General features: G+C 61.9%; 16 protein-coding genes. 8 read left to right on the forward strand and 8 right to left on the reverse strand.

Annotated elements, in window-relative coordinates:
• Positions 1 to 27 precede the first annotated feature (27 nt).
• Positions 28 to 1,731, forward strand: coding sequence for a hypothetical protein (locus P12x_RS08885; RefSeq protein ID WP_435010507.1), 1,704 nt, complete (start codon positions 28 to 30; stop codon positions 1,729 to 1,731).
• A gap of 103 nt (positions 1,732 to 1,834) precedes the next feature.
• Here P12x_RS08885 and P12x_RS08890 read toward each other — a convergent pair whose 3' ends face one another.
• From P12x_RS08890 to P12x_RS08900, 3 genes are all read right to left on the reverse strand, one after another.
• Positions 1,835 to 2,239, reverse strand: a complete 405-nt coding sequence (locus P12x_RS08890) for a hypothetical protein (protein ID WP_435010508.1) — start codon at positions 2,237 to 2,239, stop codon at positions 1,835 to 1,837.
• A gap of 110 nt (positions 2,240 to 2,349) precedes the next feature.
• Positions 2,350 to 3,564, reverse strand: a complete 1,215-nt coding sequence (locus P12x_RS08895; RefSeq protein WP_435010509.1) for a DNA polymerase Y family protein — start codon at positions 3,562 to 3,564, stop codon at positions 2,350 to 2,352.
• Between the two features lie 97 nt (positions 3,565 to 3,661).
• The gene (locus P12x_RS08900) at positions 3,662 to 4,075 is read right to left on the reverse strand and encodes a hypothetical protein (protein WP_435010510.1); all 414 of its coding nucleotides are present in this window, start codon (positions 4,073 to 4,075) and stop codon (positions 3,662 to 3,664) included.
• 348 nt (positions 4,076 to 4,423) lie between these two features.
• Here P12x_RS08900 and P12x_RS08905 point away from each other — a divergent pair, with 348 nt between their 5' ends.
• Entirely contained in the window at positions 4,424 to 6,010 is a 1,587-nt protein-coding gene (locus tag P12x_RS08905; protein ID WP_435010511.1) for a hypothetical protein, read from the forward strand.
• 138 nt (positions 6,011 to 6,148) lie between these two features.
• On the opposite strand, the gene purD is transcribed toward P12x_RS08905, so the two are convergent.
• The 3 genes from purD to P12x_RS08920 form a co-directional block, all read right to left on the reverse strand.
• Positions 6,149 to 7,669, reverse strand: a complete 1,521-nt coding sequence (gene purD, locus P12x_RS08910; protein ID WP_435010512.1) for a phosphoribosylamine--glycine ligase — start codon at positions 7,667 to 7,669, stop codon at positions 6,149 to 6,151.
• Between the two features lie 219 nt (positions 7,670 to 7,888).
• Positions 7,889 to 8,518 (reverse strand): hypothetical protein, encoded by a 630-nt coding sequence (locus P12x_RS08915; protein ID WP_435010513.1) that lies wholly within the window; start codon positions 8,516 to 8,518, stop codon positions 7,889 to 7,891.
• A 437-nt stretch (positions 8,519 to 8,955) separates the two neighbouring features.
• Positions 8,956 to 12,240 (reverse strand): efflux RND transporter permease subunit, encoded by a 3,285-nt coding sequence (locus P12x_RS08920; RefSeq protein ID WP_435010514.1) that lies wholly within the window; start codon positions 12,238 to 12,240, stop codon positions 8,956 to 8,958.
• Between the two features lie 1,526 nt (positions 12,241 to 13,766).
• On the opposite strand from P12x_RS08920, the gene P12x_RS08925 reads away from it, so the two are divergent.
• Positions 13,767 to 14,990: an efflux RND transporter periplasmic adaptor subunit gene (locus P12x_RS08925; protein WP_435010515.1), complete on the forward strand. Its 1,224-nt coding sequence runs from the start codon at positions 13,767 to 13,769 to the stop codon at positions 14,988 to 14,990.
• A gap of 292 nt (positions 14,991 to 15,282) precedes the next feature.
• Entirely contained in the window at positions 15,283 to 15,906 is a 624-nt protein-coding gene (locus P12x_RS08930) for a hypothetical protein (protein ID WP_435010516.1), read from the forward strand.
• A gap of 258 nt (positions 15,907 to 16,164) precedes the next feature.
• Here the strand turns inward: P12x_RS08930 and P12x_RS08935 are convergent, their stop codons facing one another.
• Together P12x_RS08935 and P12x_RS08940 are read right to left on the reverse strand one after the other, a co-directional pair.
• On the reverse strand, positions 16,165 to 17,472 hold the full coding sequence (locus tag P12x_RS08935; RefSeq protein ID WP_435010517.1) for a TolC family protein: 1,308 nt from the start codon (positions 17,470 to 17,472) through the stop codon (positions 16,165 to 16,167).
• 439 nt (positions 17,473 to 17,911) lie between these two features.
• Positions 17,912 to 19,636, reverse strand: a complete 1,725-nt coding sequence (locus tag P12x_RS08940; RefSeq protein ID WP_435010518.1) for a TolC family protein — start codon at positions 19,634 to 19,636, stop codon at positions 17,912 to 17,914.
• A 667-nt stretch (positions 19,637 to 20,303) separates the two neighbouring features.
• Between P12x_RS08940 and P12x_RS08945 the strand changes: the two genes are divergently transcribed.
• Genes P12x_RS08945 through P12x_RS08960 form a run of 4 tightly spaced genes read left to right on the forward strand, consistent with a single transcriptional unit; the run spans position 20,304 to position 26,831 of the window.
• Entirely contained in the window at positions 20,304 to 22,721 is a 2,418-nt protein-coding gene (locus tag P12x_RS08945) for a PSD1 and planctomycete cytochrome C domain-containing protein (protein ID WP_435010519.1), read from the forward strand.
• Positions 22,722 to 22,748: 27 nt separating this feature from the next.
• Positions 22,749 to 24,200, forward strand: a complete 1,452-nt coding sequence (locus P12x_RS08950) for a DUF1501 domain-containing protein (protein ID WP_435010520.1) — start codon at positions 22,749 to 22,751, stop codon at positions 24,198 to 24,200.
• 34 nt (positions 24,201 to 24,234) lie between these two features.
• On the forward strand, positions 24,235 to 25,440 hold the full coding sequence (locus P12x_RS08955; protein ID WP_435010521.1) for a M20 family metallopeptidase: 1,206 nt from the start codon (positions 24,235 to 24,237) through the stop codon (positions 25,438 to 25,440).
• 8 nt (positions 25,441 to 25,448) lie between these two features.
• Positions 25,449 to 26,831: an aspartate aminotransferase family protein gene (locus tag P12x_RS08960; RefSeq protein WP_435010522.1), complete on the forward strand. Its 1,383-nt coding sequence runs from the start codon at positions 25,449 to 25,451 to the stop codon at positions 26,829 to 26,831.
• The last annotated feature ends 24 nt before the right edge of the window (positions 26,832 to 26,855 follow it).

Raw genomic sequence — 26,855 nt, forward strand, 5'->3', positions numbered from 1 at the left:
ACGCACCCCGGTTGAAGGATGACCGATATGAGCCGAACAGGATGGAACCGCCGAGTCGCCGGCTGGCCCGCGCGCCTGGCCCTGCCCCTGGTCGCGGCGATCTCGGCGGGCCTCGGCTCGCCCTCAATCGCCCAGGACCCCCCTATCGAGGTCGCGAATCCCCCGATCGCGGCCACGCCCGAAGTCGAGGCCGCGCCCCCGGCCCCCGTGCTCCCGGATGACGTGCAGGTCATCCGATTCCAGGGGGCTGAGGGAATGAGTATCGAGGTACTCGGCCCCCCGGGCGAACCCGTACCCATCGGAGACGGCAAGGGTCTGGCGACGGTCGGGATGAAGGTTGGGGTCAGCTACCATCTCCGACTCTCGGGAATCCCCGACCGGCCGGGTGTCGAGCTTTTCCCGGTCGTCGAAGTCCTCGGACACCTCCACCGCCCGCCAGGGATCGACCCCTCGAAGTATCCGATCCGCATCGTTTTTCGCGAGGATGATATCGAGGATGCCGTGGGCCGGGGCCAACTGGTCACCCAGGTGGTTTATCTGGAAGATCCCGATCAGGCCATTCCCCTGAAACTCCCCAAGGATGAACCGCCGTTCGTGACCCTGAATCCGGCCGAGGACCCATTCAAGGTCGCCAGGGCCCTGGGCCGAGTGATGGCCATCGTCCGGATTGGTGGCCGCCAGCCAACCCCCGAAGAACTGGCCGGCCCTCAGGGAATCGGAATGCCCATCAGCCCTTGCCCGTTCACGGGTTCCGACGGAGGAGCCTGCAAGCTCCCCTGCGGCCCGGTCTGCGGGACCCCGCCCCCCCCCGGCCGACCCTGGATGCCTCGCGACGAGTTCCTCTGCGATGGAGGTGATCGCGACGAACCGATCCACTTCGCCGGGAATGGCGGACTGGCCGGGATTGATCCGCGCGACACCGTGGTCAACTTCAATGCAGGTGATCGTCCCCGGGTCTTGCCCACTAACGTGGTCTGCGTTTACGCGCCGAGGTTTGCCTCGGTCCGGGTGGCGGTCGGGGTCTCCGAGTCGCTCAACTCCGCCCAGGCTTACAAGGCGGAGTGGCTCCAGCGGCAGGAACTGTCCGCGACCCGCCAGGGGACGAAGAAGTTGGCCCAGAGCCAGGTCGCCGGCATGAACCGACTCCGGGTCAAGGCCACCGGCCTCTCGACTCGGGTTTTCGCGGGCGAGCATTCCGAGGTCCGCGTCCTGGGCGGATTCGATTCTCGGCTGAACATCGCCATGCACCAGGGGGTCCAGGGGGCCGATCGGAAGTCGGCGGTCCAGACCCCCAATGGGCTCAAGCAGCGGGTCAAGATCGACGGGATCAAGAGCGCCGAGGGACTGGTCGTGACGGGGGTCGTTCAGGGGGCCAACGAATCGGTGATGAGCTGGCCTCCCCTGGATATAACCGGCGTCGAGGAACCGCCCGGCAAGCCCGGCCTGGCCGTGGTCAAGCGAGTCAACGCCGAGGAAGCCGAGCCGGGCGATACCCTGACCTACACGATCAACTACCGGAACATGGGCAATATCCCAATCCGGGCCGTTTCGATCACCGACAGCCTCTTGCCTCGCCTCGAATACGTCCCCGGCTCCGCCCAGGGTCCGGCGGGCACCGTCTTCACGTTCGGCGAGAATCGGGCCGGGGCCCTGGAACTTCGATATGACCTCCCCGGGGCCATCGCCCCGGGCTCCGAAGGGTCGGTCACCTTCCAGGCGATCGTCCGGTAGGCCTGATTCCCCGCATCCGGAACTTTCGATCAAGCGAGGCCCGCCAGCAATTCCTGATGCTGGTGGGCTTCGCCGTGTTTGGCTCATCGGCAAGGCCAGTAGATCAGATCCGTTCCTCGATCAGCACGGGCATCCGGTCGGATCGGGTCATGACCTGATAATAGTGCGTGGCCGGCTCGCAAATCATATACGCCACGGCGATCCCGCGCTCGTCGGGGACGAGCAGGCCTCGGATTCCCTGACGGACCCGGTACCAGATCCCGCGCTCCAGGGCCAGGGTCGCCGGGATGTCGACGGGGATGGCGTTGGCATTCTGCCAGCCCCCCTCGTTGATCGTCGAGAGCCAGGTCCAGCCGGTCCGGGGCAAGAATCGGCTCTGCCCCCGACTGTTACCCCAGCGGACCACCTGGAGCCGGCCATCACGCCAGATCGGAAGCCGGGGCCGCCGGTCCCGGAAGAGGAACTGGACCTCCTTCTCGCCGCCCCGATCGTGGGCGCGGCGATGCAAGCCGTGGCGCCCGATCAATTCCGTGGGCAGTTCGCTCCATGCCAAGGTGATCCCGGCGCACATCGTGTGTTGAGGGACGTTGGAGCGGAAGTTACTCGTGAGTCATGGGGCTAGAAACAGCTTTTCCCGCGAATGTCGCAGATATCGTAGCCATTGGCAGAATCCTGGTAGATCGAGGCCAGCGGTAAGGTTGCGGCGCTCCGGACGGCGAATCGGCCGTGCCGGAGGTTGATCTCCCGCTTGATCCGGGCGACGGCCGTGGCTCGCGCGGCGGCCTCGGGACGATCGAAGAGGCCGAGCTGGGCCCGGGACCGAGGGATCAGGTGCTCGGCGATGATCTGCATCCGGGACGCCGGCACGCGCGGGATCCAGGCCGATCGGAGGCAAGGGCGTGCGGCGTCCAGAAGCAGGTCGAAGCGATCGGTCGGGATCGCCAGGCCGACCTGCCCCAGACCCGACTGGCCATCCTTGTAGCCAACCCAGACCGTGAGCCGGCCCGCCTGGACGCCGTGGAATTCCAGCTCCTCGATCAGCCGTTCGAGATTCCGGACCAGCCAGGCATAAAGAATGATCGGATCGCGAGTTGCGTCGCCGAAGCTCCCGCCGCGGGAGAGGGCCCGGTGCGCGGGTCGGGCCGGGTGGATCGGCTGGACGGCCTCGCCGTTGAGCTCCCACCAGAGCGCCTCGCCCGAGGCGGTCAGAAGCTCGCGGATCAGCCGTCGGTCGGCGTGGGCCAGGTCGAGGCAGGTCTGGATGTTCCAGGGCAGGAGCCGACGGGCCCTCCGACCGGCGATCCCGGTAATCTCGGTGACCGGGCGATCGGCCATCAGCTCGGTCTCGCGAGCCCGGTCGAGGACAGCCGAGGCCCCTGACGGCTTGGCGGCGTCGGAAATCAACTTGGCCAGGGTCCGGGTCCGGGCGATCCCGACGCTCACCGGGACCCGAATCGCTTCCCAGATCCGGTCGCGGATCGCCTCGGCCGTCTCCTGGAATGACCGACCCGGCAGGGGCGAGGCCCGGAAGAAGAACTCGTCGATCGAGTGATATTCGACCTGCGAGGAGACCTCGCGGACCAGCTCGAGCATGGCCCGGCTGAGGACCTCGTACCAGCGGAAGTCGCGCTTGACGTAGGCCCCCTCGGGGCACTTGGCCCGAGCCTCCCAGATCGGCTCGCCGGTCTTCACGCCGGCCGCCTTCATCTCGTAGCTCTTGGCGATCACGCACGCTCCCTGATTGCCGAGCACGCCCACCGCCTTGCCCAGCAGGAACGAGTCGCGGACTCGTTCGGCCGAGACGTAAAAGCAATCGGCGTCCAGATGGCCCACCGCCGTCGGGGTTCTCATGAACAGGAGTATAGAATGGACGCACAAACACGTCAAGCAGAGTGGGGCTCGATGGAGCGGGATCGGAGGCTGGCCCCGATTATTTTCCTTCCACCTTTTTCTTCCTACCCTTTCTCGGGGCCGGGGCCGGTGGCTGGACGACCCCTTGGTAGATCTCGGCAAGCCGCCCGGCGGCGTCACCGGCCTGGCGGGATAGCTCGGCCATCTCGGCGAAGCTGAGCTGGGGGTCGGGGAACGGCAGTCGTTCCTCGGCCTCGGAGATCGTGGATGTAAGCTGGTAAGCCTTGCCGTCGCGCCGGACCCGGATCCCGCAGCGCTTGAGTAGATCGATCTCGCGATAGAAGGTCCGGAGGCCGATGGAAAGGCAGTCCAGCAGCGCCTCCCGGACCGCCGGGCCGCTGGCCAGCATCGTGACAAGTCGGTAGAGCCTCGAGGCCCTAGGCAGGGTGATGTGGAAGGCCGGTCGCTTCCGGATGCTCGGAGATCGTTTCATCAAGCCCTTCTTCCGCCGGATCGTCGGCCGAGACCGGGTCCGTGCGTGCTTTCTCCCACGGTTGCATGCTTGGGAGCGTCCATGGATTGGCTACGGCCTTAGCGGATCGTGCGATTTTACCGAATAATTCAAGTGGAAGGATAGTGCGTCCGATACAAGTCGACGGGTCCGATGGTCGGTCGAGGGTTCGTGGCACGTACGGGACGATCGGTCGGGGACGCGACCGCCGGCGGCCTTGAGGGGATCGGATGGTTGGGGCCGCCCGGGGCGAGTAGGCTCCGGGATCGAGTTCAGATCATCTGGTGGCCCGGTCTCCGGACGCGAGCCTTGAGCAAGGGAGTCTGTTCCATGTCGATGCGGAAGCACCCAGGGCAGTCGCGAGCCTTCCGTCCCTCGGCCGAGGGTCTGGAGGGGCGTAAATTGCTCGCGGCCACGGTCACGGGCATGAACACGGCGGGGGACGTCTGGACCCTGAAGTTGTCCGGGAAGGGTACGTTGCAGGTGCTCAAGCAGGACGATGCTTCGGGCAATCCCGCACCGCTCAACTCGGCGAGCGAGATCAAGTCAATCACGATTTCCGGGACCGACCCGACGACCAGCCGGCTCACCGCCACGGTCAAGAAGGCGGCCGGGAGCACGGGAGAGGTCTTCTTCCAGGAACTGAATCAGCAGACCAATCGCTCGCTCAGGGCCGTCGGCGGCGTGGCGGGCCTGGGGATCAAGTCGATCAACATCCCCGATTTCTATCTGGGCGTGACTGATCCTACGACATCGACATCGACGGGGCAGCCCCGGGCGCAGATCAATATCCCCGACGGGATCAATTCGCTCCGGTTCGGTGGGGTGGACACCACCGCCTTCTTCGGGACCGACCCGACCCAGAGTGTCACCCAGGACGGCCAGAATGACGTCTTCCTGGTCAGTCTGGGGCTTCCCTCCCGGATCGGGACCAGCATCGTCATCAACAAGTCCATCTCAAGCGACCAGGCCGGGACGACCTCTAGCACCGGCACGACCAACTCTCCCACCCAGAACACTGTGATCTTTGACGTCGCCGGGAGGCTTAACCTTTTCCAGGCCAACGAGATCGACGGCAATACCACGATCCCACCGGCGGCCGCGAGCTTCAACGCCGGGACGATCGTGTCTTCGTACCCCGATCCGGTCAATGCCCTGACGGGCGCCTTCGGGTTCATTCGAGTTGGCGGAAACGCGACCAACTTCTCGGCAGTCACGAATGACAGGATTGCCAACTTCTACGTCGGCGGCGAGGCCAATAACGTCAACTTGCTGGCCGCCAACGGCTCGCGAAACCTGTACTTCGGCAAGGGGCTGGATACGACCACGATCCTGACTCACACGATCCAGAATTTGTTCGCCAATCGAGGTGCGGTCAATTCGAGAGTCGTCACCGACCGTCAGATCGGCGACATCATGCTCGGCGGCGATGCCACGAACTCCACATTCCTCTCGGGCTACGTTCAGGGCCTGGCCTCGGTCGCCGGGAATGTGCAGCAAAACATCAATAATCTCCAGCTGAGCCAGGCGGCCACGATCCCGACTCCGACGGCCCAGGCGAACGGGAATATCACCGCATTCGTCTCCGGCAACGTGACCAACTCGGTCTTTGCCGCGTCGGATCAGCCGATCTCCCAACTGATCAACTCGAACGATCAGACCTTCGGCAACCCGCAGGATGCCCTCCTGCCGCTCGGGAAGATCGAGGCTCGTGTCCAGGGTTCGATCGACAACTCCACGGCGACCCCGGATAGTCCGACCACGGCATTCTACGCGAAGAGCGTGAAGCTGACCCGAGGACCGGTTTCGCCGCCGAGGGTTGTCGAGCCTCCCCTGGCACCGCCCGGGACTCCTCAGAGCCTGCCCGGGATCCCGGTTGTCTACCCGAAGAACACGGCCAAAACAGCCAAGGCCTGATCCTCGGCGAATCCAATTGCCGGGAGGATCGACCGGCTCAACTTCGCATCCGCCCCCTTCCTCAAGATGGGGGACGGATGGAAGCTAGGCGAAGGTCTTGAGGTGACTACTCAGAGGACAGGGTAGGGTTCTGGCCCGTCATTCCGTGGGGGATTGGGAGCCTTTGAGGGCTCGATCGGCGATGTCCCGACGATACCACCCGCCATTAAAGCGGATCGCGCGAGTTGCTTCATAAGCCCGAGCCTGGGCCTCGGCCAGGGAGTCACCGAGGGCCGTCACATCCAGGACCCGACCGCCATCGGTCACGACCCGACCGTCTCGCCCCAGGGAGGCATCCGACCTCAACGCGGTCCCGGCGTGGAAGACCTTCACATCGGCCATACGCTCGGCTTCATCCAGGTTATTGATCACCCGTCCACGCTCGTAAGACCCGGGATAGCCTTCGGCAGCCATGACCACGGTCACCGACGGCCGGGGATCCCACTGCAACTCGACGCGATCCAGTCGCTCGTCGACGACGGCTTCGAGAGCGTCGAGAAGGTCTGACTTCAGTCGCATCAATATCGCCTGGCATTCCGGGTCACCAAACCGGACGTTGAATTCGAGGACCTTAGGTCCTTGATTGGTGAGCATAAGGCCAGCGTAAAGGATACCACGGAAGGGCCTTCTCGCCCGCTTCAAGGCGTGGATGGCGGGCACGAGGATCTCGCGCTCGACTTGTTCCATCAACTCAGGAGTGACGATCTCGGCCGGAGAATAGGCCCCCATGCCGCCCGTGTTCGGTCCTTCATCGTGATCGAAAGCCCGTTTATGGTCCTGGCTGGAGACGAGCGGGACGATCGTCCGACCATCCGTCAGGGCGAGGATGCTCGTCTCTTGACCGTCGAGCCGCTCTTCCAGGATGAGGCGGTCGCCCGCCTTGCCGAACACCCGGCGAACCATGACCAGATCAATGGCCTCGAGCGCCTGACGAAGGTTATCGCAGACGAAAACCCCCTTGCCCGAGGCCAGCCCGTCGGCTTTCAGGACCATCCCGAGCGGGCGACCCAGGACGTACTCCTTCGCCTCGCCCGCAGTCCTGAAGGCCCGACGCTGTCCTTTCTCTTCGAGCTCAACCTGGACGCCCGGCCCCAACATCTCGCGGGGGTCCATGATCCGGTCGATCGCGTCGATGGTTTCCTGGGCGGTCCGACAAAGCAAGGTATTCCGGATCGTCGATCGTCCTTTCGAACGGACGACGAGGGAGACTTCGCGCGAGAGGATGTAATGCTCGGCATCGGGTGCCGACCGGAAAAGTCGATAGTCAGAGGTGGGGATCCCGGCTTGCCGCATCAGCTCCTTGGCGAAGACTTTCGATCCTTCCAGTTCGGCCGCAGCCCGACTCGGCCCGAAGATCCGGAGCCCCTCGCGTTGAAAGGCGTCGACGATACCGTTGGTGAGCGGTTCTTCCGGTCCCACTACCGTCAGACCGATCCCCTCCCGCTTGGCGAACTGGATCAGGGCCCGGGTGTCTCCCGTCTCGATCGCGACGTTCTGAACGTCGAGGTGGGTCCCCGCGTTCCCTGGCGCACAAAAAACCCCGGTGACCCGTCTCGACTGCTTGAGCTTCCAGCAGAGGGCATGCTCCCGCCCCCCCTTTCCAATCACGAGGACTTTCAACGCGTCGACCCCTGCCTGCGAAACCTTCGACCCCGGAAACGACCATCCGATATTCTAAAGAAATCAGGACCCGGAAGACAGGCCCTTCGCAGTCCGGAGAATAGGGAGGTCTCCCCGAGAGTGGGAATGGACTGTCTCCGATCGGCCGAATCTCGCAAAATCGGCGGTCACGGTGAACGATCGAGATCGACTCGCTGCCCTTAATGCCGAGTCGAAATCTCAGACGTCACGATTCCAGATCTGGTGTCCAGGTGTGGTGATCCACCGCCATCGATAATGGAGTGTTTGAACCTTGGCCGAGGGGTCGGGTTCGACAACGGCCTTGAGGCGAATCGTGCCCATCCCCGCCTCCTGGGCCTCGACCCGGGCTGGTGGATCGGCCTCGAAGACCAGGTGGGTATCCGGGTGCGGCCAGGTGATCCTGACCGAGGAATCGTGATCGGGATGGAGATGGCCACTCGACGATTCGATCAAATACGTAGCGGTCAGGGGCTTGCCAACGTTTGTACAACGATCGATCACTTCGACGTTGATCACAACCTCATCGGCTTTCTCTTCGAAGGTCAAGCGGCCCGAGTAATGGTGGGGGCCCGCTCGGCCCTCCAGTCGGGCGGTGGTAAGATCCGGACGTTGCTGGTCGATGCTGAGGATCTGATAAGCAGGACTGGCCGGCCTGATCGGTGCATCATCCGAGACCAATCCCTCGATCGACCAGATCCGAGGTATCGCCTCGCAACCACCGACCGAGGCGATCTCCTGCTTCCAGTGGTCTCCCATCCATCGAAACTGGAAATGCAGGCAGAACGTGAGAATGGCCTCGTAACCGCTGGAAATTTCAATCGTGGACATGATGGGAGCCCTCGTCCGTAGTCCGCCCGGGATCGTGGCGCCTTGAAAGCTTGACCCTGTCCGATCCCGTCCTAATCATGATCGAAATACGAGGATCGCCCGGCCGTCCCCGGTCGGGTGGTCGCTCGACCAGACCGGCGACCCCCAGCGACTCCATCACGTAAACACAATATACATATTCGCATAAAATGGTACTACAATCGACTCATGGTTCGCATCGAGCACTCGATTGGGACCGCGGTCAAATCGATCAGGAATCGTCGATGGGCGGGACCTCGATCCGGTTCGCTATGAACGACCCTTGGTCGAGGTTGAGCCCATTCAAAGACAATTCGAGGGGGGGACGAGATTCCTTGTAAAGGGGGGCAATTCTCTACAAGGTTGATCCCATCCTCCCCCCCGAAGGTCGAGAGGTTGTCCGGAATGTTCCGGCTAACTCAACCGTGATCGGAATGAGCGGACTGCGATTCGTGACCGTGTCCGTTCGAATCTCTCTCGCTCGGCACGAAGTCGATATTCTCGGGTTTATCCTTGACCATGAGCATATAGAGGCAAGGGAGGACGAATAGAGTACCAGGACCTCCCGCCATCAGGCCTCCGAGGATCGCTCGGGCGAGCGGTGCGTTCGCCTCGGAGCCTCTCTCAATGGCCATCGCAGCGGGAATCATGGCGAAGAAGGCCGCCAACGCCGTCATGGTGACCGGGCGCACGCGGATCGAGGCCGCCTTGCGGATTGCCTCGAAAACGGAGAGCTGCTCGTGCTTGCGCAGTTCCTGAGCGTAGTCGGTCAGCAGAACGGTGTTCGAGACCGAGATGCCCACGATGAAGATCACTCCCAGGAGCGATTGGACATTCATCGCCGTCCCGGTCAGGTACAGCATCGGCAGGACGCCGATGAGAACCAAAGGCACCACCAAGATGACGCAGAGCGGGACGACGTAGGAGCGGACCAACGCGACCATAAGAAAGTAGATCAGGATGACCGCCAGGATCAGCCCAATTCCGAGGTCGCGGAAAGTCTGTTGCATCCGGGAATATTCGCCACTCAGCAGGATCTTCGATCCCGTCATCAACTCACGAGTGCCCGATTCCAGGGACGACGGCTCATAAGGTGCCCAGCTTCCGTCTGGCTGCTTCTTGCCGAACTCTTCGAGTAGCTTCGCAATGTCGTCCGCGACGTGCCCGAGGTCGCGCCCCTCGACTCCCATCGTCAGGTCGATGGAGGGCTGGATATTGTTGTGCGTGATCTCGGTCGGGACCGTGGTTCGCGTGACATTTGCTAGGGTCCGGAGCGGGACTGGTTCTCCCTTGAGAGCCCCGGTGATGGGAATATCGAGCATCGTGTCGATCGAGGTGATTTCCTTCTCGGGATAAGCCACCCCGACGAAGTATTGATTGTGGCTCTTCGGATCGATCCAGAAGTTCTTCTTATTGAAGGTGATCGACGAGTTCAGGGCCGCAACCACATTCCTCATGACTTCTTCCTGGGTCATGCCCAGGTCGGCGGCCTTGGTCCGATCGACATTGACGATGAACTCGGGATAGTTCTGCCGCTGGAGGATCCGGGAATCGACGACGCCATCAATCTTCTTGACCTTGGACTGGATCAGGGCGGCGATTTGGGCAGGCTTGGCCAGGTTCTTGCCGGTGATCCGGATATTGATCGGGGTGGACTTTCCTTCATTCAGGGCGCCTCGGATGAGACCTCCCGTATCGAAGGCGAATTCGAGATTGGAGAATCGCGGCTCCTTGGCCACCGCAGTCCGGACCTTGGAGGCATACTCCTGGGCCGAATGCGAGCGGTGCTCGGCGAGCTGTACCTTGATCATCGCATCCATCGGTCCGGCGTTCTGAGTGTAGGCGGCGGACCAGTCGGCCGTGACACCGATTTCGGAGACGATCAACTCGAGGTCATGTTCGGGGATCTGTGCTCGGAGGAACTTTTCGACCTCGTCGACTCGCTGGTTGGTCACTTCAATCCGCGTCCCGCTGGGAGCACGGACCGCCATCTCGAAGGCCCCCGCATCAGCCTCGGGGAAGAACTCGCGTCGAATGATCGGGCTCATCACGAAGAGAGTGAGGCCCAGAAGTCCGAACGCCAGGGCGATCGTCGTCCGGGGACGCTTCATGACGCCGTCCAGACCCTTCACATAAAGGGCAATCGCCCGATCGATCACGGCTTCCCAGCGAGCGAATGCCTTGCCGATGAATCCTTTTCCGTGATCATCACCGTGCTCGTGTGCCGAGAGCCACATGGCACTTCGGGAAGGGACGAAGGTCCGAGAGAGGACATAAGCGGAAATCATCGCGAAGGCCACGGCCAGGGCCATCGGCCGGAACAAGAATGCCCCGAGGCCAGGCATCAGGGCGAGTGGCGCCAGCACGAGGAAGGTGCAGAGCGTGGCGACCAGCTCGGGAAGGGCGACCTCGCTGGCCCCCTTGTACGCAGCCTCTTCGGGCGAGGCTCCCAGTCCGAGGTGGCGGTGGGTATTCTCCAGGCAGATGATCGCGCTATCGACCATCGGCCCGATCGCCAGCGAGAGTCCCGATAGAGTCATCACGTTGATCGTGTTGCCCGTGGCCAGCAGGCAGACCACCGCCGACATGACCGCCAGAGGAAGCGTCATGATCGCGATCGCTGTCATCTTGATCTGGCCGAGGAACAACAGGATGACCAGCGAACAGAGGATTGCCCCCAGGATGCCTTCCTGCACGAGACTGGAGATCGACTGTCGAACGTAGACCGACTGGTCCATCACCAACTTCAGGTCGATACCCGGCTTGCTCAATTTAGCCTTCATGCCCGCCAGCGAAGACTTGATATTGTCGACTACCTTCAGAGTACTGGAGCCGAGCTGTCGGAATACGGGGATGTAGACCTGCTTGCGGCCATTTACCCGAACGATGTTCGTCTGGATGAACGAGTCGTCCTTGGGCGTCGCCACGTCCCTCATGAAAGCGGCATTGCCGTGGACGGTCCGGAGCGGGATCTCGCCCATCTTCTCGACGAAGTCATACATCGAGTTCGAGTCGATCGCATAGTCGGTCCCGCCGAACTTGGCGTCGCCGGCCGGCAGGAAGACGTTGTAATTATCCATCGCCTTCATGACATCGAGCGGCGAGAGGCCCCGAGCCTGCATCTTGTTGCGGTCGAGGTAAAGCATGACCGCTCGGACCTTGCCGCCGTAGACCACCGGAGCCACGGCCCCTGGCAAGGCCATGATCATGTTTCGAACTTCATATCGACCGACGTCATAAAGGGTCGACTCGCCTTCGGTCTCGCTGTTCAGGGCGACCAGGCCGATCGGTGTCGAGCTGGTCGGATCGAAGGGCAAGACCACCGGCGGCAACGTCCCCGGCGGAAGATTGGGCACCGAGGCAAGGGCGAGTGAGTTGACCTGGGTCAACGCTCCGTTGGGATCGACGTCCCCCTGGAAATAATCGCGGACGATGCTGGCACCCACGATGGATCGCGATTCCTGTCGTGCCAACCCATTCGCCTGGCCGACCCAACGTTCCATTCGACTGGTGATGTCCTTCTCCATACCTTCAGCCGGCATGCCGCCGTAGAAGGTCAGCACCTGCACCGCAGGGCTTTTGAAAACCGGCAGAATATCGACCGGGATCATGAAGAGGCAGAGTGTGCCGATCAGTAAGATGGTGAGGCAGAATACCGTTACTGCATAAGGGTTCCCGAGTGATGCGCGGATCAATCCGTTCATCGGTCCACATGACCTCCGGAGAAGGAGCCACAAGTTGAAAGATGGGGACGCGACGGAGCGAGGCACCTTGGGCGCATGAAGGAGATCAATCCCATGCACATAGGGCTCGAACGTCGTCGGCTAGCAGCGCAGCCGGTCGGTCGAGTGGATGATGGGGGAAGGAAATGCGAAGGTTGGTACGCTGTCGTTGTTAATGAATCGAATGCGAGTGATGTGGAGGCGAATACCCTTGGGAAAGGCATTACCTCGCGCAAATCTTGCCATCGAAAGGCAAGAATCGATTCGTGCTGGGGAATTGATGCGGTAGCGGCCGTAGGTGTGAGCTGATTTCTTATTGTGATGAGAGGCTAGCCGAGGGGCATCCGCGAAGACGATCTCTGACATCCTAGGCGGCGGCAATGCCGCTGCGAGGAGGAGAACGAGCGTCAAAATTCGCGAAGGCCGATTCGGCATTCACTGAGCTCCGGAATTCGGAGTCGAGCAACCCATGCGCGTTATGGGTCAAGGTGAGATCAACGGGGAGTTGAAATCGTTCACGAATCATACGCTCGGGAGTCAAGCGTGGCAATCCTATCATTAGGAATTTTGCACATTCATGCGATTACGCGAAATAGAGATGAGTAACACGACCATCGTCGGGGCATCGCAAGGATGAATACGGACCTGACACGCTACGCCTATTGCGAGTAATACTCTTCGGGCGCCGTTGACCTGGCGACTTTTCAAGAATAGACTGAAAAAAGATTTCCTGGTTAATCGGGGATGCATAGTGTCGCGAGTACGTGGACCGGCACTCGTGTTCTTCGCGATTCTCATGGCGGGGATCGGTTCGATCCTTCGCCCGACGGAACGCTCATCAGACGCGCTCATTGATCGAGCCCATCCCACGATCAATGCACGTCCTGCCGGAAAGCCTCGCTCGGACACTTCTGTCTCACAGCAGGTCGAGGATCGATCCATCGAGGAAATCTCGGCGATCCCTGACGAAGAGCCCGAACGATATCGACTCTCCCCTCCATCCTTCGGCATTCTCGCCGAAGCCTTTCACGCATGGCGTCCGATTCATCGGCCCAGCCTGCCTCTACCACTCCCACTGACCATTCGCCTTCGCTGTTGAGAGTCGGGCCATCGCGTCCCTCTCGGGCGAGCTCTCCTCGACGACGATCTGCGTTTTACTCTCGGAGTGAAAAATCCGAGGGTGAATTTCTTCGCGCATCCATCATCATAATTCAATTTCCAGGCATCAAGTCACCATCAGGAGGGGATTGATCGTGCATGAACAAAGTGATTCGGCGGTTGCTACCATCCCGAGGCCACAGCACGGACCATCGAGCTCGGGGCCCCGTCCCTCATCGCCCCCGGTGAAACGCCGGAAGTATATGGGTTGGTTGGTCGGAATCGCGGTCTTGGCCGGGCTCTCGTGGGCGGGTTATCGTCATTACTCGGGATCAGACGAGCAGGAGCCATCGGTACACTCCGCTTCCGCTTCTCATCCCTCAGATTCGGGGACCGGGCTGCCCGTCGAAGTGACCCATCCCCGGCAAGGTGGCGTCGAACGGACGACATCCCAGGCGGGTTCCGTCCACGCCTTCGAACACGCATCGCTTTATGCGAAAATATCTGGATATTTAAAAGAACAGAACGTCGACATTGGTGATCGAGTAAAGACGGGTCAAGTCCTCGCGATCATCGAAGATCCCGAGATCGACAAGGCCGTCGAGCAGAACGAGGCGGCCCTGGATCAGGCCCTGGCCAAGGTCAAGGTTGCCGAGGCGAAGATCCGGAGCGCTCAGGCCGAGCAAGACGCCGCCGAGGCCCAGGTCAAGCAGGCCGAGACCCAGGTGGCTGCGAAGGTCTCCAATCAGGAGCTCCAGGAGAAGCAACTCAAACGCATCGCAGGTCTGGTCGCGCGAAATGCCGTCGAAGAGAAGTTACAGGACGAACAGAAGGATCGCTTTGACGTCGCCAAGGCTGATGTCGGAGTTGCCCAGGCCGAGGTCAGCTCGGCCAAGGCTGCCAAGATCAGCAAGGCTGCACTCGTCGAGGAGGCCCAGGCCGACCTGATCGAGGCCCAGGCAAACGTCGAGGTCGCCAAGGCCAATCTGGGCAAGGCCAAGGTCATGCAGGACTACACTCGGATCACTTCTCCCCTGGACGGCGTCGTCACGCTTCGAAGCTTCCATCACGGAGACTTCATCCGCTCGGCCTCGGAGGGTGGGATCGTTCCCGTACTGGCCGTGGCCCGGACCGACCTGATGCGGGTCGTTTTGCCCGTACCCGATGTCGACGTCCCATTCGTCAACAAGGGAGACAAGGCTGTCCTCCAGATCGTCGCCTTGCCCGGCCAGACCTTCACCGGGGTGGTTTCTCGGTATTCCGAGACCGAGGACCCCGAAAGCCGCAATATGAGGACCGAAGTCGATCTGCCCAACCCCGATGGAAAGCTGAATGAGGGGATGTATGGGCGGATCACCGTCACGCTACAGGCCGCTTCACCAGGGAGTGTGACCATCCCCTCGTCGGGACTGACCAAGCAGTCTGGCACTGGAGAGGGTGCCGTCTTCGTCGTCCGCGATGGCAAGGCACACGAAGTTCCCGTGAAAGTTGGCAATGACAACGGGATCGAAACCGAGATCCTCAGCGGGCTTTCGACCGACGATCAAGTGATTACGCGATACAACGGTTCTCTCGGAGACGGGACCCCGGTCCATCCCGAAACGAAGAAACTCGCCCAGTCGTCCGACCATTGATCCGAAGAAGCCCGGCTTGCTTTCGCTGACCAACCAGAATGGCATGCAAAATTACACATGTATCGCCGAAGGATTCCGCCGCGGATCCTCCGGCGATACTCGCGATATTGGCTGAGTCTCGAAATCCTCGATCGATCAGAGCACCCCGGATCAAGGAATGCTCCGGGTGCGTTTCCCGACCGAAAGTCTCGGAAGTCGAACTGCGCCAACTCGGCGGTGACGACCGATGATAAGAAGGGAGGCGACTCGTCATGAGAACGCCCACGTCGCTCAATTGCTCAAGGAGGACCGAATGCCCCCGAACCGCCACCGGCTCCGCCCTGGCGTCGAGGCTCTCGATGTCAGGGTCGTGCTCTCCGCCTCGACGTTGGCCGCGCCAACACATTTGACACCCGGTCAGTTTCCCAGCGCCAATGCCAACCGTACATTTACCCCAGCCGACCTGCAGGCGTACGCCGCGGCTTACCTGAGCTTTCGCGGTTCGCCCGGTTACGTTCCTCAATTCGATTTCAATGGCACGGGCTTCATAGGTCAGAACGACGCCACTCCGATCCTGAGGGGGCTAGCGGGAATAAGCCCGAAGGGTCCTCTCAATGTCGTGCTCAAACTGGCTCCCGGCCAGCAGGCGAGGCTTCCCCACCCGAGCCAGAGCGGGGGAGTGACTCACTTCAGGAATGTCACGGTCGTCGGCAAGACGACCCCGAACTCGATCGTTTTCATCGACGGGCCGACTGGTAACTACAGGTTCGATCGGGGTGCAGTGGCGACCGACGCTCGAGGACGCTTCGAATATCAACTCAAGTTGGAGAAGCCCAGCCGAGGTGGTTCGCTCACGAACACCGAAGTTCTCATCCGGACCCCATCGGGCGAGCAGACCATTCGGGCCTTCCCGATCCGGTTGCTTCCCCGGCGTTAAGATGGGATGACCTCACGGTCAGTTCTGCTCCGTCAACAAAGACTGGCCCCGGATGAACTCCATTCGAGTCATCCGGGGCCGACCACGTTTTGATAGACCAGGATCAGGAGGGCTCATCCCAAGCCTTCGGAGGAAACCGGATCGCAGGACGAACGTCCTGACCATTCCATCTCGATCAACAAAAATGCCGACCCCGGATTACTCGAATGGAGTTTATCCGGGACCGGTCTCGGTTCGAAACTACGGTCGAGGTGGGGGTCACTCCGCGACGGGGGGGGGTGCGATAGGGGGCGGGGCTCCCAGGGAGACGAAGAGGGAGAACTGAGCCTGATTCGAGCGGGTGATCGCACGGATCAGAGCAATCCGGGCATCGGCCACGAGTCGGAGACTGTCCAACGCCTCGATCGGCAGCGAGAGAGACTCTCGAAGTCTGATCTGGTCTTGTCGGTATCCATCCTCCGCGCTTCGGACCCCGGCCTGGGCGACTTCCACCTGGCTTCGCAAGGCGATCGTCTTCGCTCGGGCGGCGGCCACCTCGTCACGGACCTGATTGAGGACCCGCGATCGTTCAGCAATCGCCTCTCCGGCCTGAGCCTTGCTGCGTTTGATCAGAGAAGAGTTCCCCGCACCCAGATTCAGGAGGGTCCAGACGGCTCGAACATCGAAGTCGGTTCGTCCGGCGAACGCGCTGAGTGTGGTCGGGATGCCGGGATAGGCACTACCGCCACCGAAAGCACCTCCACTGAAACCAAGCCAGACCGTCGGCAAGAGGGGACGTGCCTTCTCTCGGCGGACGATAATCTCTGCCCGCTCGACCAGGGCCCCTCGTGCGGCAAGGTCGGGTCGTCTCACCACTGCCGACTGGATCAGGTCCTCTGTGGATGCGTTGAAGTCGATCAGTTCGATCGGATCCAGCGGCCCGGCGATCGGGCTGAGTTCCGCCGATGGATCGAGGTTGAGCCTCTGACATAGGAGCGCCGAAGCCACGGCGACTTCTTCTTCGGCCTTCTGGATTTCGACCTGGAAGAGGCGCCGATCGGCATCGGCACGATCGGCGTCCGCCCGCCGTCCCTGGCCGGTGGCGGCGTAGGCTGCAACGGAGTCGGCGATCTTATCGGCCTCGGAGGCGTTCTCGCGCCGAACCTCGAGGATGGCTTTTGCGGCGACCAACTCTATGTAGAGTCTGCTGACCTCGAGAAGCACTTTGTTGGCGGTATCCGAGGCTTCAAATCTCGTCCCGATCACCCGTTGCTGAGCGGCAAGTGGCTCGAAGATGGCCTCGGTGAGAGGGCTGAAGATATTCACCGCAGGGATGCCCAGCGACTCGGCCGCCAGCGTCCGAGCCCCGCCTCCGACATAGAGGGACTGCTCGGCCGTGAGCGGGAGTATCGCACCGGAGGACCTTTGCAAGGGTCCGTTGTGATTGTGATAGTTCGTCCCGACGTTGAGATAGGGCAGGAGTAATGCCCGCGCGGCCTGCCGCTCGGCCAGAGCCTCCAGGATGACGACCCGGGCTTCTCCGATCTCCGGATTCTGTCGGTCTGCAAGGCGGAGGGCGGACGACAAGTCGATCGGAAAAGGTGGTGCGGACTGAGGTATCGTCGGCGGGGTCGATCCCGCTTCGGCAGCAATCGGAGGCGCCGAGCCCATCAAACCGGCCTGAGCATCACTCGGAAGGTTGGGATCCTGCTCGGGCGTTCTCGCGACAGCCACCGAGACGGAGGGATCGACCGAGGCGGACCGAGCGAGATTCTCTGGGGTACCGGGTGTCGGTCGAGGTCGATTGTTAGCCAGCCCGGCATTGAGCGGGGGAGCGATCGCCGAGACATCCATCAAGTTTGGCGAACTCGGTCCAGATGTCGCATCATGGGGCCGGACTGAGCCGGATCGGGTCGCGCAACCCGAGAGAGTCAAGATCGCCAGGGCTATCGAGACGGCAGGTCTTCTCCGACCGCCGCGGGATTTCGGTGTTTTCATCGCCGGGTTCCTCTCCGTTGATCCGGGTTCAGCGAAGAGTCGTGACCGTTGGGGCGGGGGCAGGAGCCACGGCGGCTTCCGGCACGTTCGGCGATGGATCGATCCCCGATGGGGTGTTAACCCGCTGGGTTCCCGGCAAGCCCGAGGGGGCCAGTCCCTCGGTCGGTACCGGTCGGGCCAGGGCGTCGGCCGGGGGTTGTCCGAGCGCGACATAGAGCTCGAACTGCGCTCGGTTGTAGTCCACGATCGCATCGAGATATTCGCGTCGGGAATCGTTCAGCAGCCGGAAATTGTTGAGCAACTCGATCGGTAGGACCTTGCGGCCGGTCTGCTGGATTGTCAGGTCGTAATCCTCGCGGAAGCCCCGCTGGCTCGACCGGACCGCCGCCTCGGTCGTACCGATCTGGGCATACCGGGCATGAGTCCTCGCATAGGCCACGGCGACGTCGGCTCGTACTTGATTCAGGGCCGCAATCTCCTGGAAACGACTGGCCCCAAGTCGGGCCTTGGCCCCCTTGATCATGGCGGCGTTACCAACCCCCAGATTCCTGAGTGTCCAGTAGGCCACCACGTCGAGATCCGTTCGGCCGCTCATGCTGCCGAAGACAGGTTTGACCAGGTTACTGCCACCACCGAAACCACCGGCACTGAAGCCGACCAGGACCGTCGGCGAGAACGGCAAAACTTTCGCATTTTCCAGGCTCAGGAAGGCTTCGCGGATCGCGGCACGCCTCGCTACTAATTCGGGCCGTCGCAGCAGCCCGATCGCGATCAATTCCGAGAGGGGCTGCGGGTCGGGGACGATCGGCATCGGTACAACGTAGGCGTCGGTCGGGTGAAGCCGGATCGAAGGGTCGAGGTTGAGCAGTCGGCAGAGTTCGGCCGACGAGGTGAGGACCAGACCTTCGGCGGCGAGCACTTCCCCCTCGCGACGGGCCAACTCGGTAGTGGCACGGTCAGCGTCAGCCTTCCGGCCTTGTCCGGTCGCGGCGTAGTCGGCCGTCAACCGAGCCACTTCACGAGCCTCATCTCGGGCCTGAAGCGAGACGGCGCGGATCCCCTCCGCCCGGAGTAGCTCGGCATATCCGACGGCCACGGACAGGAACACCTGGTTCCGGATGGCGAGGGTCGAGAACTCACGCTGGATCACCAGCTGCCGTGACTCGAGATAGTTGAAGATCCCTGTGCCGATGTTTCCACCGAGAAAAACGCCCGGAATATTGACCGTTCCTGCAGCAATTGCATTGGCACCCGCACCGACGTACAACGCACTTCTCTGAACCGAGAGGATATTTCCATTAGATTGCTGGAGTGGGCCGGTGTGAGAATCGTAGTTGGTACCGACATTTATAGTCGGCAAGAACTGGGCAGCGGCAAGCTGCCGGAGGGCCGTAGCCTCGACAACTCGCTGACGTGCCAGATTCAGATCGGGATTTTCCACCCCAGCCAGGCGAAGTGCCGTGCTCAGGTCGATCGGTTGGACTTCCGCTCCCAGAATCGATGGCGGTGAAGGGATGACCACGGGAGGCGTTGCCGAATCCGCGATCGGAGGTCGAGGAGTCGCAGCTTGTCCGACTGTCGCCGAAGGCTCGGGAAGTGGCGGAATATTATCTGAAATCGGTCGAGTGGAATGGGTTGAAGTCGGTGAATCCTGAGCGCTCGCCGAATAATGGGACAAACCAGTCCACGCGGCGAGACACGCCATCACGAACCATGACGGGCTGCTTCGCGGCACGGTGACCTCCTGAATCATTGAGTGCCGGCGGAGAACTTACTCCGTCAGGCTGTGGGTGCCCCCCGTCCCTTATCATCGTCGAGCGATCTTGCCCAACTTGAGGCCTTCAACGATCGCACGGATCGTGGAGATCCTTTCCAATGAACGGTTTAGCGGATTCTCGGTTTGACTTGCTATTCAAGGATCCTCGGATTGCAAGCTCAGGACCTCCGAGGATTCGATCCTTATCACATCCGAAGCACTGATCTGGTAAGGCCTTCTTCCTCTCCGGGTATCGTCAGGCATATTCTCCGAGTGATCATGGTTCGATCGAAGCTTGACCACATCGCATCGAATATTTGATGAAGAGATCAATCGTCCGCCCGAATGAGGCTTTCCGACTCGTGTGAGAGTGTTCCTGACCGTGGCCGTTTATTTCCGTCACGAACGGGGTCAGCGCCTACATCTGACGGGCTAGTTCCTTCGTTCGGATTGACTAATCTCGGACGATCAGGACGCCGGATTGCTTGGAAATTCAGGGCGACGTCGGCCCGTCCGAGCCCGAGTCATGCTCTTTACTGGATCGCCTTCGGGCTTGCGTTCCTCACTTCGGTGCCCGAGAATCGCCTTGAACAGCGCCAGGTCTGGTGGTCGACTGACCGCTCGTGGCGTCTCACCGGATCAGCACGCGGAGATCCGATCTCTCATGCCTAGCCCGCACGCCCTACTGACCCTGCTATTCGCAATCCTCCCCTCGTCCCCATCGAGCGGACAGGAGGAATATCTCCAGCAGGTGAAGCCGATCTTGCAAAAGCATTGCGTCGCGTGCCATGGATCGACGCGTCCTCGTGGAGGGCTGCGACTCGATACGGCCGAGGCTGCAATTCGAGGCGGGCGAGGCGGGCCCTCGATCGTTCCGGGTAAGCCTGCGGAGAGCTCCCTGCTACTTGCCGTGATGGGTGAGGGAGATTCGGAGCGAATGCCCTTGAATCGTCGCCCATTGGCCGAAGCCGAGGTCTCCTCGCTCCGAGACTGGATCATCGCGGGTGCTCCCTCTCCTCCCGACGAAGTCCCCTCCCCTGCCCCGACCGCTATTCATTGGTCGTTCCTGCCGCCAACTCAACCGGAGCTCCCCGCGATCGAGAGAACGGAGCGGGCCCGCAACCCCATCGACCGCTTCATTCTCAAGCCTTTGGAACAGGATGGAATCGCCCCCTCACCCGAGGCCGATCGCGAGACGCTCCTGAGACGAGTCTCGCTGGACCTCATCGGCCTACCTCCGAAACCAGAGGAAGTCGAAGAGTATCTCAGCGACCATCGGCCCGACTCCTATGAGCGACTGGTCGACCGCCTGCTGGAGAGCCCCCACTACGGAGAGAGATGGGCGAGGCCCTGGCTCGACCTGGCGCGTTACGCCGACTCCAACGGCTACAGCATCGATGCCCCTCGCTCGATCTGGCCCTATCGCGACTGGGTGATCGACGCCCTGAACCGAGACCTCCCCTACGATCGCTTCGCCACCGAACAGCTGGCCGGCGACCTCCTGCCCGACGCCTCGACCGTCCAGCGAGTCGCTACCGGATTCCACCGGAATACCCCCATCAATCAAGAAGGAGGGATCGACCGCGAGCAATTCCGGATCGACTCCGTGATCGATCGGACCAACACGACCGCGACGGCTTTCCTCGGCTTGACGATGGGCTGCTGCCAGTGCCACGACCACAAATACGACCCAATCACTCAGGCGGAGTATTACCGCCTCTTTGCTTTTTTTAACAACTCCGATGAACCCGAGATCGCGGTCGCGTCGCCCGAGGAAATCGCCCGCAAGGAGGCTTCCGAGGCCGAGATAAACGCTTACCTGGCCGAACTCTGGGAGCGGGAACCTCGGCTCCGAGAGGCTCAGAAGACCTGGGAACAAGGGCTCGACATGGTCGCCCGGCAGAAGCAGTCCCAGGAAGTCCGAGAAGCGTTCGATATGCCTTTCGAGAAACGAGACCCGTCGCGGAATCGGGTGGTCTTCGCCGCGTTCATCGACCAGACGCCCGAAGGGAAATTGCATCGCAATCGGATTGCCAAGATGCGGGAGGGAGTACCCAAGTTCCCGACGACGATGGTGATCCAGGAAAGGAGCGGCCCCCCCCGAGAGACGCATATCCTGCTCCAGGGGGATTTCACTCGACCTGGAACGGTTGTGGCTCCTGGTGTTCCCGCCGTCCTCTCCTTCCAGGAAGGCGCCCCCGATCTGCGGGATCGACTCGACCTCTGCCGGTGGCTGTTTTCTCCGGGTCATCCGCTCACCGCGAGAGTCGCCGTCAATCGGATCTGGCAGGCGCACTTCGGTCGGGGCCTGGTCGAAACCGAGAACGATTTCGGGACCCAGGGTTCGCAACCCTCTCATCCCGAGCTTCTCGACTGGCTAGCGACCGAGTTCGCGCGACTCGGCTGGAGTCAGAAGGCGATGCACCGCCTGATCGTCACGAGCGCGACTTATCGTCAGTCCTCTCAGAACCGGCCGGATCTCGCGATGGAAGACCCGGGTAATCGCCGGTTGGCACGTCAGTCCCGCCTGAGACTCGAGGCCGAATTGATCCGCGATGCCGCGCTGACGGCCAGCGGCCTCTTGACGCCCACAATCGGAGGCCCGAGTGTTTTTCCTCCCCAGCCCGACGGCGTCATGAATCTCGGTCAGATGCGACGGGAGTGGAAGGCCGACACGGGTCCCGACCGATACCGGCGCGGACTCTACACGTATTTCTGGCGAGCAACGCCCCACCCCTCTCTGGTCGCCTTCGATGCACCCGATGCCACGAGGGCCTGTACTCGTCGAGAGCGCTCGAACACTCCATTGCAGGCCCTCGCACTGCTCAACGATGAGGCGTCCATCGAATGTGCCAGAGCCCTTGCCGACCGTCTCCTGGCCGATCCGACCAGTGATGAAACTAGTCGGCTCATCGAAGCGTATCGGATCTGCCTCTCCCGAGTGCCGACCGCTACCGAGCAAGACCGACTCCTCGGGCTACTCGACGCGATCTGGGCGGAACCCAACACCTCAACCCGAGAGGCCTGGACTGCGGTCGCTCGGGTGTTGCTGAACCTGGACGAGTTCCTCACGCGGGAATGATCGAAGACCTAGCCCCGAGAGCGACTCATGAAAGATCTCGATCCTCAGCTCTCCTCGACTCGCAGGCATCTCTTCGCGCGATGCGGACTCGGGGTCGGCTCAATGGCGCTGGCCTCGCTCCTGAACGATGGCCGGGCCAACGCATTCGATCGGGATCGCTCCGTATCGCCGATGGCTCCTCGACCGGGCCACTTCACTCCCCGGGCCAACAACATCATCTTCCTCTTCATGGCCGGTGGCCCGAGCCAGCTCGAACTATTCGACTACAAGCCGGAGTTGCGCAGGCGGCACGACCAGCCGATCCCGGAATCATTCGTATCGGGCAAGCGATTCGCCTTCATGGACACGTTCGCCAAGGAGCGACCCAAGCTCATGGCGACCGATCGGAAATTCGCCCAGCATGGACAATCGGGTGCGTGGGTATCGGAGTGCTTGCCGGAACTGGCCAAGAGCGTGGATGACCTGACGTTCATCAAGTCGATGGCAACCGAACCGATCAATCATGCCCCCGCCAAGCTGTTCATGAACACCGGATCGGCGCAGTTCGGTCGGCCAAGTATGGGGTCGTGGGTGACTTACGGGATCGGGAGCGAGGCCCAGGACCTCCCCGGTTTCGTGGTCCTTCAGTCCGGCCCACGAGGTCCTCGGGGTGGTGCCCCCCTTTGGGGCAACGGATTCCTCCCGAGCACCTATCAGGGCGTCCCCCTGAGGAACGGCCCCGAGCCGATTCTGGATCTGGCCGCCCCTTCCGGGATTACAGCTTCTCGCCAGCGATTGACGCTCGATGCCATTCGCGATCTGAATGCCGAACGACTCCGGACTGTGGGAGATCCCGAGATCGCAGCCCGGATCGCCTCATACGAGATGGCGTACCGGATGCAATCGAGCGCCCCGGAGCTGATCGACCTCGCGGGAGAGTCGAAATCCACCCTGGAACTCTACGGTGTCGAACCGGGTCAACCATCCTTCGCTGCGAATTGCCTGCTCGCTCGAAGGATGGTCGAGCGTGGAGTCCGATTCGTCCAGCTTTATCACGCCGATTGGGACCACCACGGCAGCCCCGGGCAGGATCTCCGGGGTGATCTGGATCGGGTCTGTCGAGATATCGATCGCCCCTGTGCGGCCCTCATCCGGGACCTCAAGGCACGCGGTCTGCTCGATTCGACCCTGGTCGTCTGGAGCGGTGAGTTCGGCCGAACGCCGATGGGAGAAGTCCGAGAGCAGGTCGGTCGAAACCATCACGTGGACGCCTATACCGCCTGGCTCGCGGGAGGGGGGACCCGGCCAGGAATGACCCTGGGTGCGACCGATGAATTCGGCTTCGCCCCGGTCGAGAATCGAGTCCACGTCCACGATCTTCAGGCCACGATCCTCCACTTGCTCGGCCTGGATCACGAGCGCCTGACTTACCGATTCCAGGGTCGAGAATTTCGACTCACCGACGTTGAAGGCCGGGTCGTTTCCGAGTTGCTCGCCTGAGGTGAGCCGAGCCGATCGAGGAGAGATAAACCGAGTGGGAATCGAGACAACCGGAACACGCGAATCCCTGCCGGAATCGGCCCGGCGAATCGCGACTCATGTCGATCGTCGGCGTCTCCTGTCGATCGCCGAGAGGCTTATCTCCGCACCGAGCCCAACCGGCCGGGCGGCCCCCGCCGCCGACGCCCTGGCCTCGATCTTGATCGAGGAAGGATTCGCGGTCGATCGGCTAGAAGCCGGCCACCACGAATCGCCGGCCGTCGTGGCGCGTCTCGCCTCCTCGAAGCCTGGTCGGACACTCCAGTTCAACGGTCACCTCGACACGGTCCATCTCCCCTTCAAGGGACCTCGCGTTGAAGGAGATCTCCTGACGGGTAGCGGTGCCTCGGACATGAAAGGTGGGGTCGCCGCCGCGGTCGAGGCCCTGCTCGCCCTCCGTGACTCGGGTCTCCTTGCCGCAGGCTCGGTCCTTCTGACCGCCCATGACCTGCACGAGGCCCCTTGGGGTTTCGGCCAGCAGATCGACCGGATGATCGCCGACGGTTGCGTGGGCGACGCCGTCCTGCTGCCCGAGCCTCTCAGCGATCGATTGCCGGTCGCCGGGCGAGGCCAGGCCTGCTGGTCGGCGGTGATTCGGCGTCCCGGCGCGCCAGTCCACGAGGTCATGCGCCCGCTCGATGAGCCGAGCGTCATCGCGGCGGGAGCGGAGCTTGTCTCGCGATTGACGCAACTCAACGATCAACTCTCCGTCGAAGTCGATCCCATCGCCGGGCGTTCCAGTGCCTTCATCGGGCAGTTCCACGCCGGTGAAATCTTCAATGGGTTTCCTCAGACCTGCCATCTCGAGGGGACGCGCCGATGGATCCCGGGCACCGACCGGGCAAACGTCGAGTCGGAGTTCCGCTCACTCATGGCCGGACTGGCCGACAGCACCCGCACCACGATCGACCTGAACTATCAACTCGTCCGCGATGCGTTCTTCCTCGATCAGGCCGACCCTTTGGTGGGGAGCTTCGGCCTAGCCTTCGAGACGATCTCGGGCCGACCCCTTCCGATCGGGCCAAAGCCTTTCGTCGATGACGGCAACAGCTTCTGGGCGCTGGCGCGAGTGCCCGCGATCACCCACGGACCTCGGGCCGGCGGCCAGCACACGGTCGAGGAATGGTCATCGATCGAGGATCTGATCCGCGTAGCTAATCTATACGCCCTGACTGCGACCCTTTATTGCCCCGGAGGCTGAGAAGCCGAATGGCCACCGACGCGATCTCGCTCGATCTGATCTCCGAAGCCCAGTCAACCGAGGAGCGATTCCTCCGTCAAATCTTCGTACGCGACCAGATGGCCGAGTGGTCGAAGCATCCGCTGATCATGGCGCGAGCCGACGGAATCCATTACTGGGATGTCCAGGGAAAGCGCTATCTCGACGCCCTCTCGGGGATCTATGTCGCATCGCTCGGGCACAATAATAGACGAGTGATCGAGGCGATCCATCGGCAGCTTGATACCCTCCACTTCTCGCCACCGATGCATGGGACGAATCCGGTGGCGGTCCAGCTCGCCAACCTCCTGGCCGACCTCGCTCCGGGAGATCTATCGGCGGTGAAGTTCCAGTGCGGCGGCTCTGAGGTAACCGAGGCCGCGATCAAGCTAGCCCGTCAATATCACAAGCTGAACGGATCTCCCGGCAAGTACAAGATCATCTCGCGCTATCAGTCGTGGCACGGATCGACATTGGGCGCACTCTCGGCCTCGGGGCTCAAGTCGCGCAAGACCGTCAACGAACCGATGGCCCCGGGATTTCTTCACGTCTTCCCCCCGACCTGCTATCGATGTCCCTTCGGGAAGTCCTACCCGGATTGCGGGATCACCTGCGCCACGATTGTCGAGCAGGTCCTTGAAATGGAAGACCCCGCCACGGTCGCGGCCATCATGGTCGAGCCGATCGGTCATACCGGCGGAGTCATCGACCCTCCTTCCGAGTACCTTCCCATCCTCAGGGAGATCTGCGACCGGCACGATATCCTTTTGATCTTCGATGAGATCATCACCGGGATGGGTCGAACCGGCCAGATGTTCGCCGCTGAGACTTTCGGCGTGGTTCCCGATGTGCTTTGCATCGCCAAAGGGATGAGCGGCGGCTACGCCCCCTTGTCGGCCATGATCTGCCGGAAACCGATCGCCGACCGATTCTGGGGGCCGATCGAGGAGAATCCCGGATTCGTCGAGGGGCATACCTTCGAGGGGAACCCGATCTCCTGCGCCGCGGGGATCGCAGTCATTCGGGAGATCCTCGAACGAGACCTTTGCGGCAATGCTCGGAAGCAGGGCGATCGCCTCCGAGCGGGATTCCAGGCCCTCCAGGAAAAGTACGGGATCATCGGCGACATTCGAGGCAAAGGGCTCTTCCAGGCAGTCGAATTCGTCCGAGACCAGGCGACGAAGGCCAGGTTCCTGGATGGATTCGGAGTCAAGGTTGGACGACGAGCCCTGGAAAATGGCCTACTCTGCCGATTCGACCCGCACTGGATCGCTTTCGGTCCCGCCCTGATCACGACGGCCGAGCAGATCGACGAGATGGTCGGACTACTCGACCTGAGCATCGGACAGGTCCTCGACGAACTTTCTCGGTGAATTTATCAACTCTCGGGAGATTGA

The sequence above is a fragment of the Tundrisphaera lichenicola genome, assembly GCF_051175385.1.
Classification (GTDB): Bacteria; Planctomycetota; Planctomycetia; order Isosphaerales; family Isosphaeraceae; genus Tundrisphaera; species Tundrisphaera lichenicola.

Excerpts from the sequence above, each read along its gene's own strand:
- P12x_RS08885 (WP_435010507.1), top strand. The coding sequence starts at position 28 with ATGAGCCGAACAGGATGGAACCGCCGAGTCGCCGGCTGGCCCGCGCGC.
- P12x_RS08900 (WP_435010510.1), bottom strand. The coding sequence starts at position 4,075 with ATGAAACGATCTCCGAGCATCCGGAAGCGACCGGCCTTCCACATCACC.
- P12x_RS08905 (WP_435010511.1), top strand. The coding sequence starts at position 4,424 with ATGTCGATGCGGAAGCACCCAGGGCAGTCGCGAGCCTTCCGTCCCTCG.
- P12x_RS08915 (WP_435010513.1), bottom strand. The coding sequence starts at position 8,518 with ATGTCCACGATTGAAATTTCCAGCGGTTACGAGGCCATTCTCACGTTC.
- P12x_RS08920 (WP_435010514.1), bottom strand. The coding sequence starts at position 12,240 with ATGAACGGATTGATCCGCGCATCACTCGGGAACCCTTATGCAGTAACG.
- P12x_RS08930 (WP_435010516.1), top strand. The coding sequence starts at position 15,283 with ATGCCCCCGAACCGCCACCGGCTCCGCCCTGGCGTCGAGGCTCTCGAT.
- P12x_RS08940 (WP_435010518.1), bottom strand. The coding sequence starts at position 19,636 with ATGATTCAGGAGGTCACCGTGCCGCGAAGCAGCCCGTCATGGTTCGTG.
- P12x_RS08945 (WP_435010519.1), top strand. The coding sequence starts at position 20,304 with ATGCCTAGCCCGCACGCCCTACTGACCCTGCTATTCGCAATCCTCCCC.
- P12x_RS08950 (WP_435010520.1), top strand. The coding sequence starts at position 22,749 with ATGAAAGATCTCGATCCTCAGCTCTCCTCGACTCGCAGGCATCTCTTC.
- P12x_RS08960 (WP_435010522.1), top strand. The coding sequence starts at position 25,449 with ATGGCCACCGACGCGATCTCGCTCGATCTGATCTCCGAAGCCCAGTCA.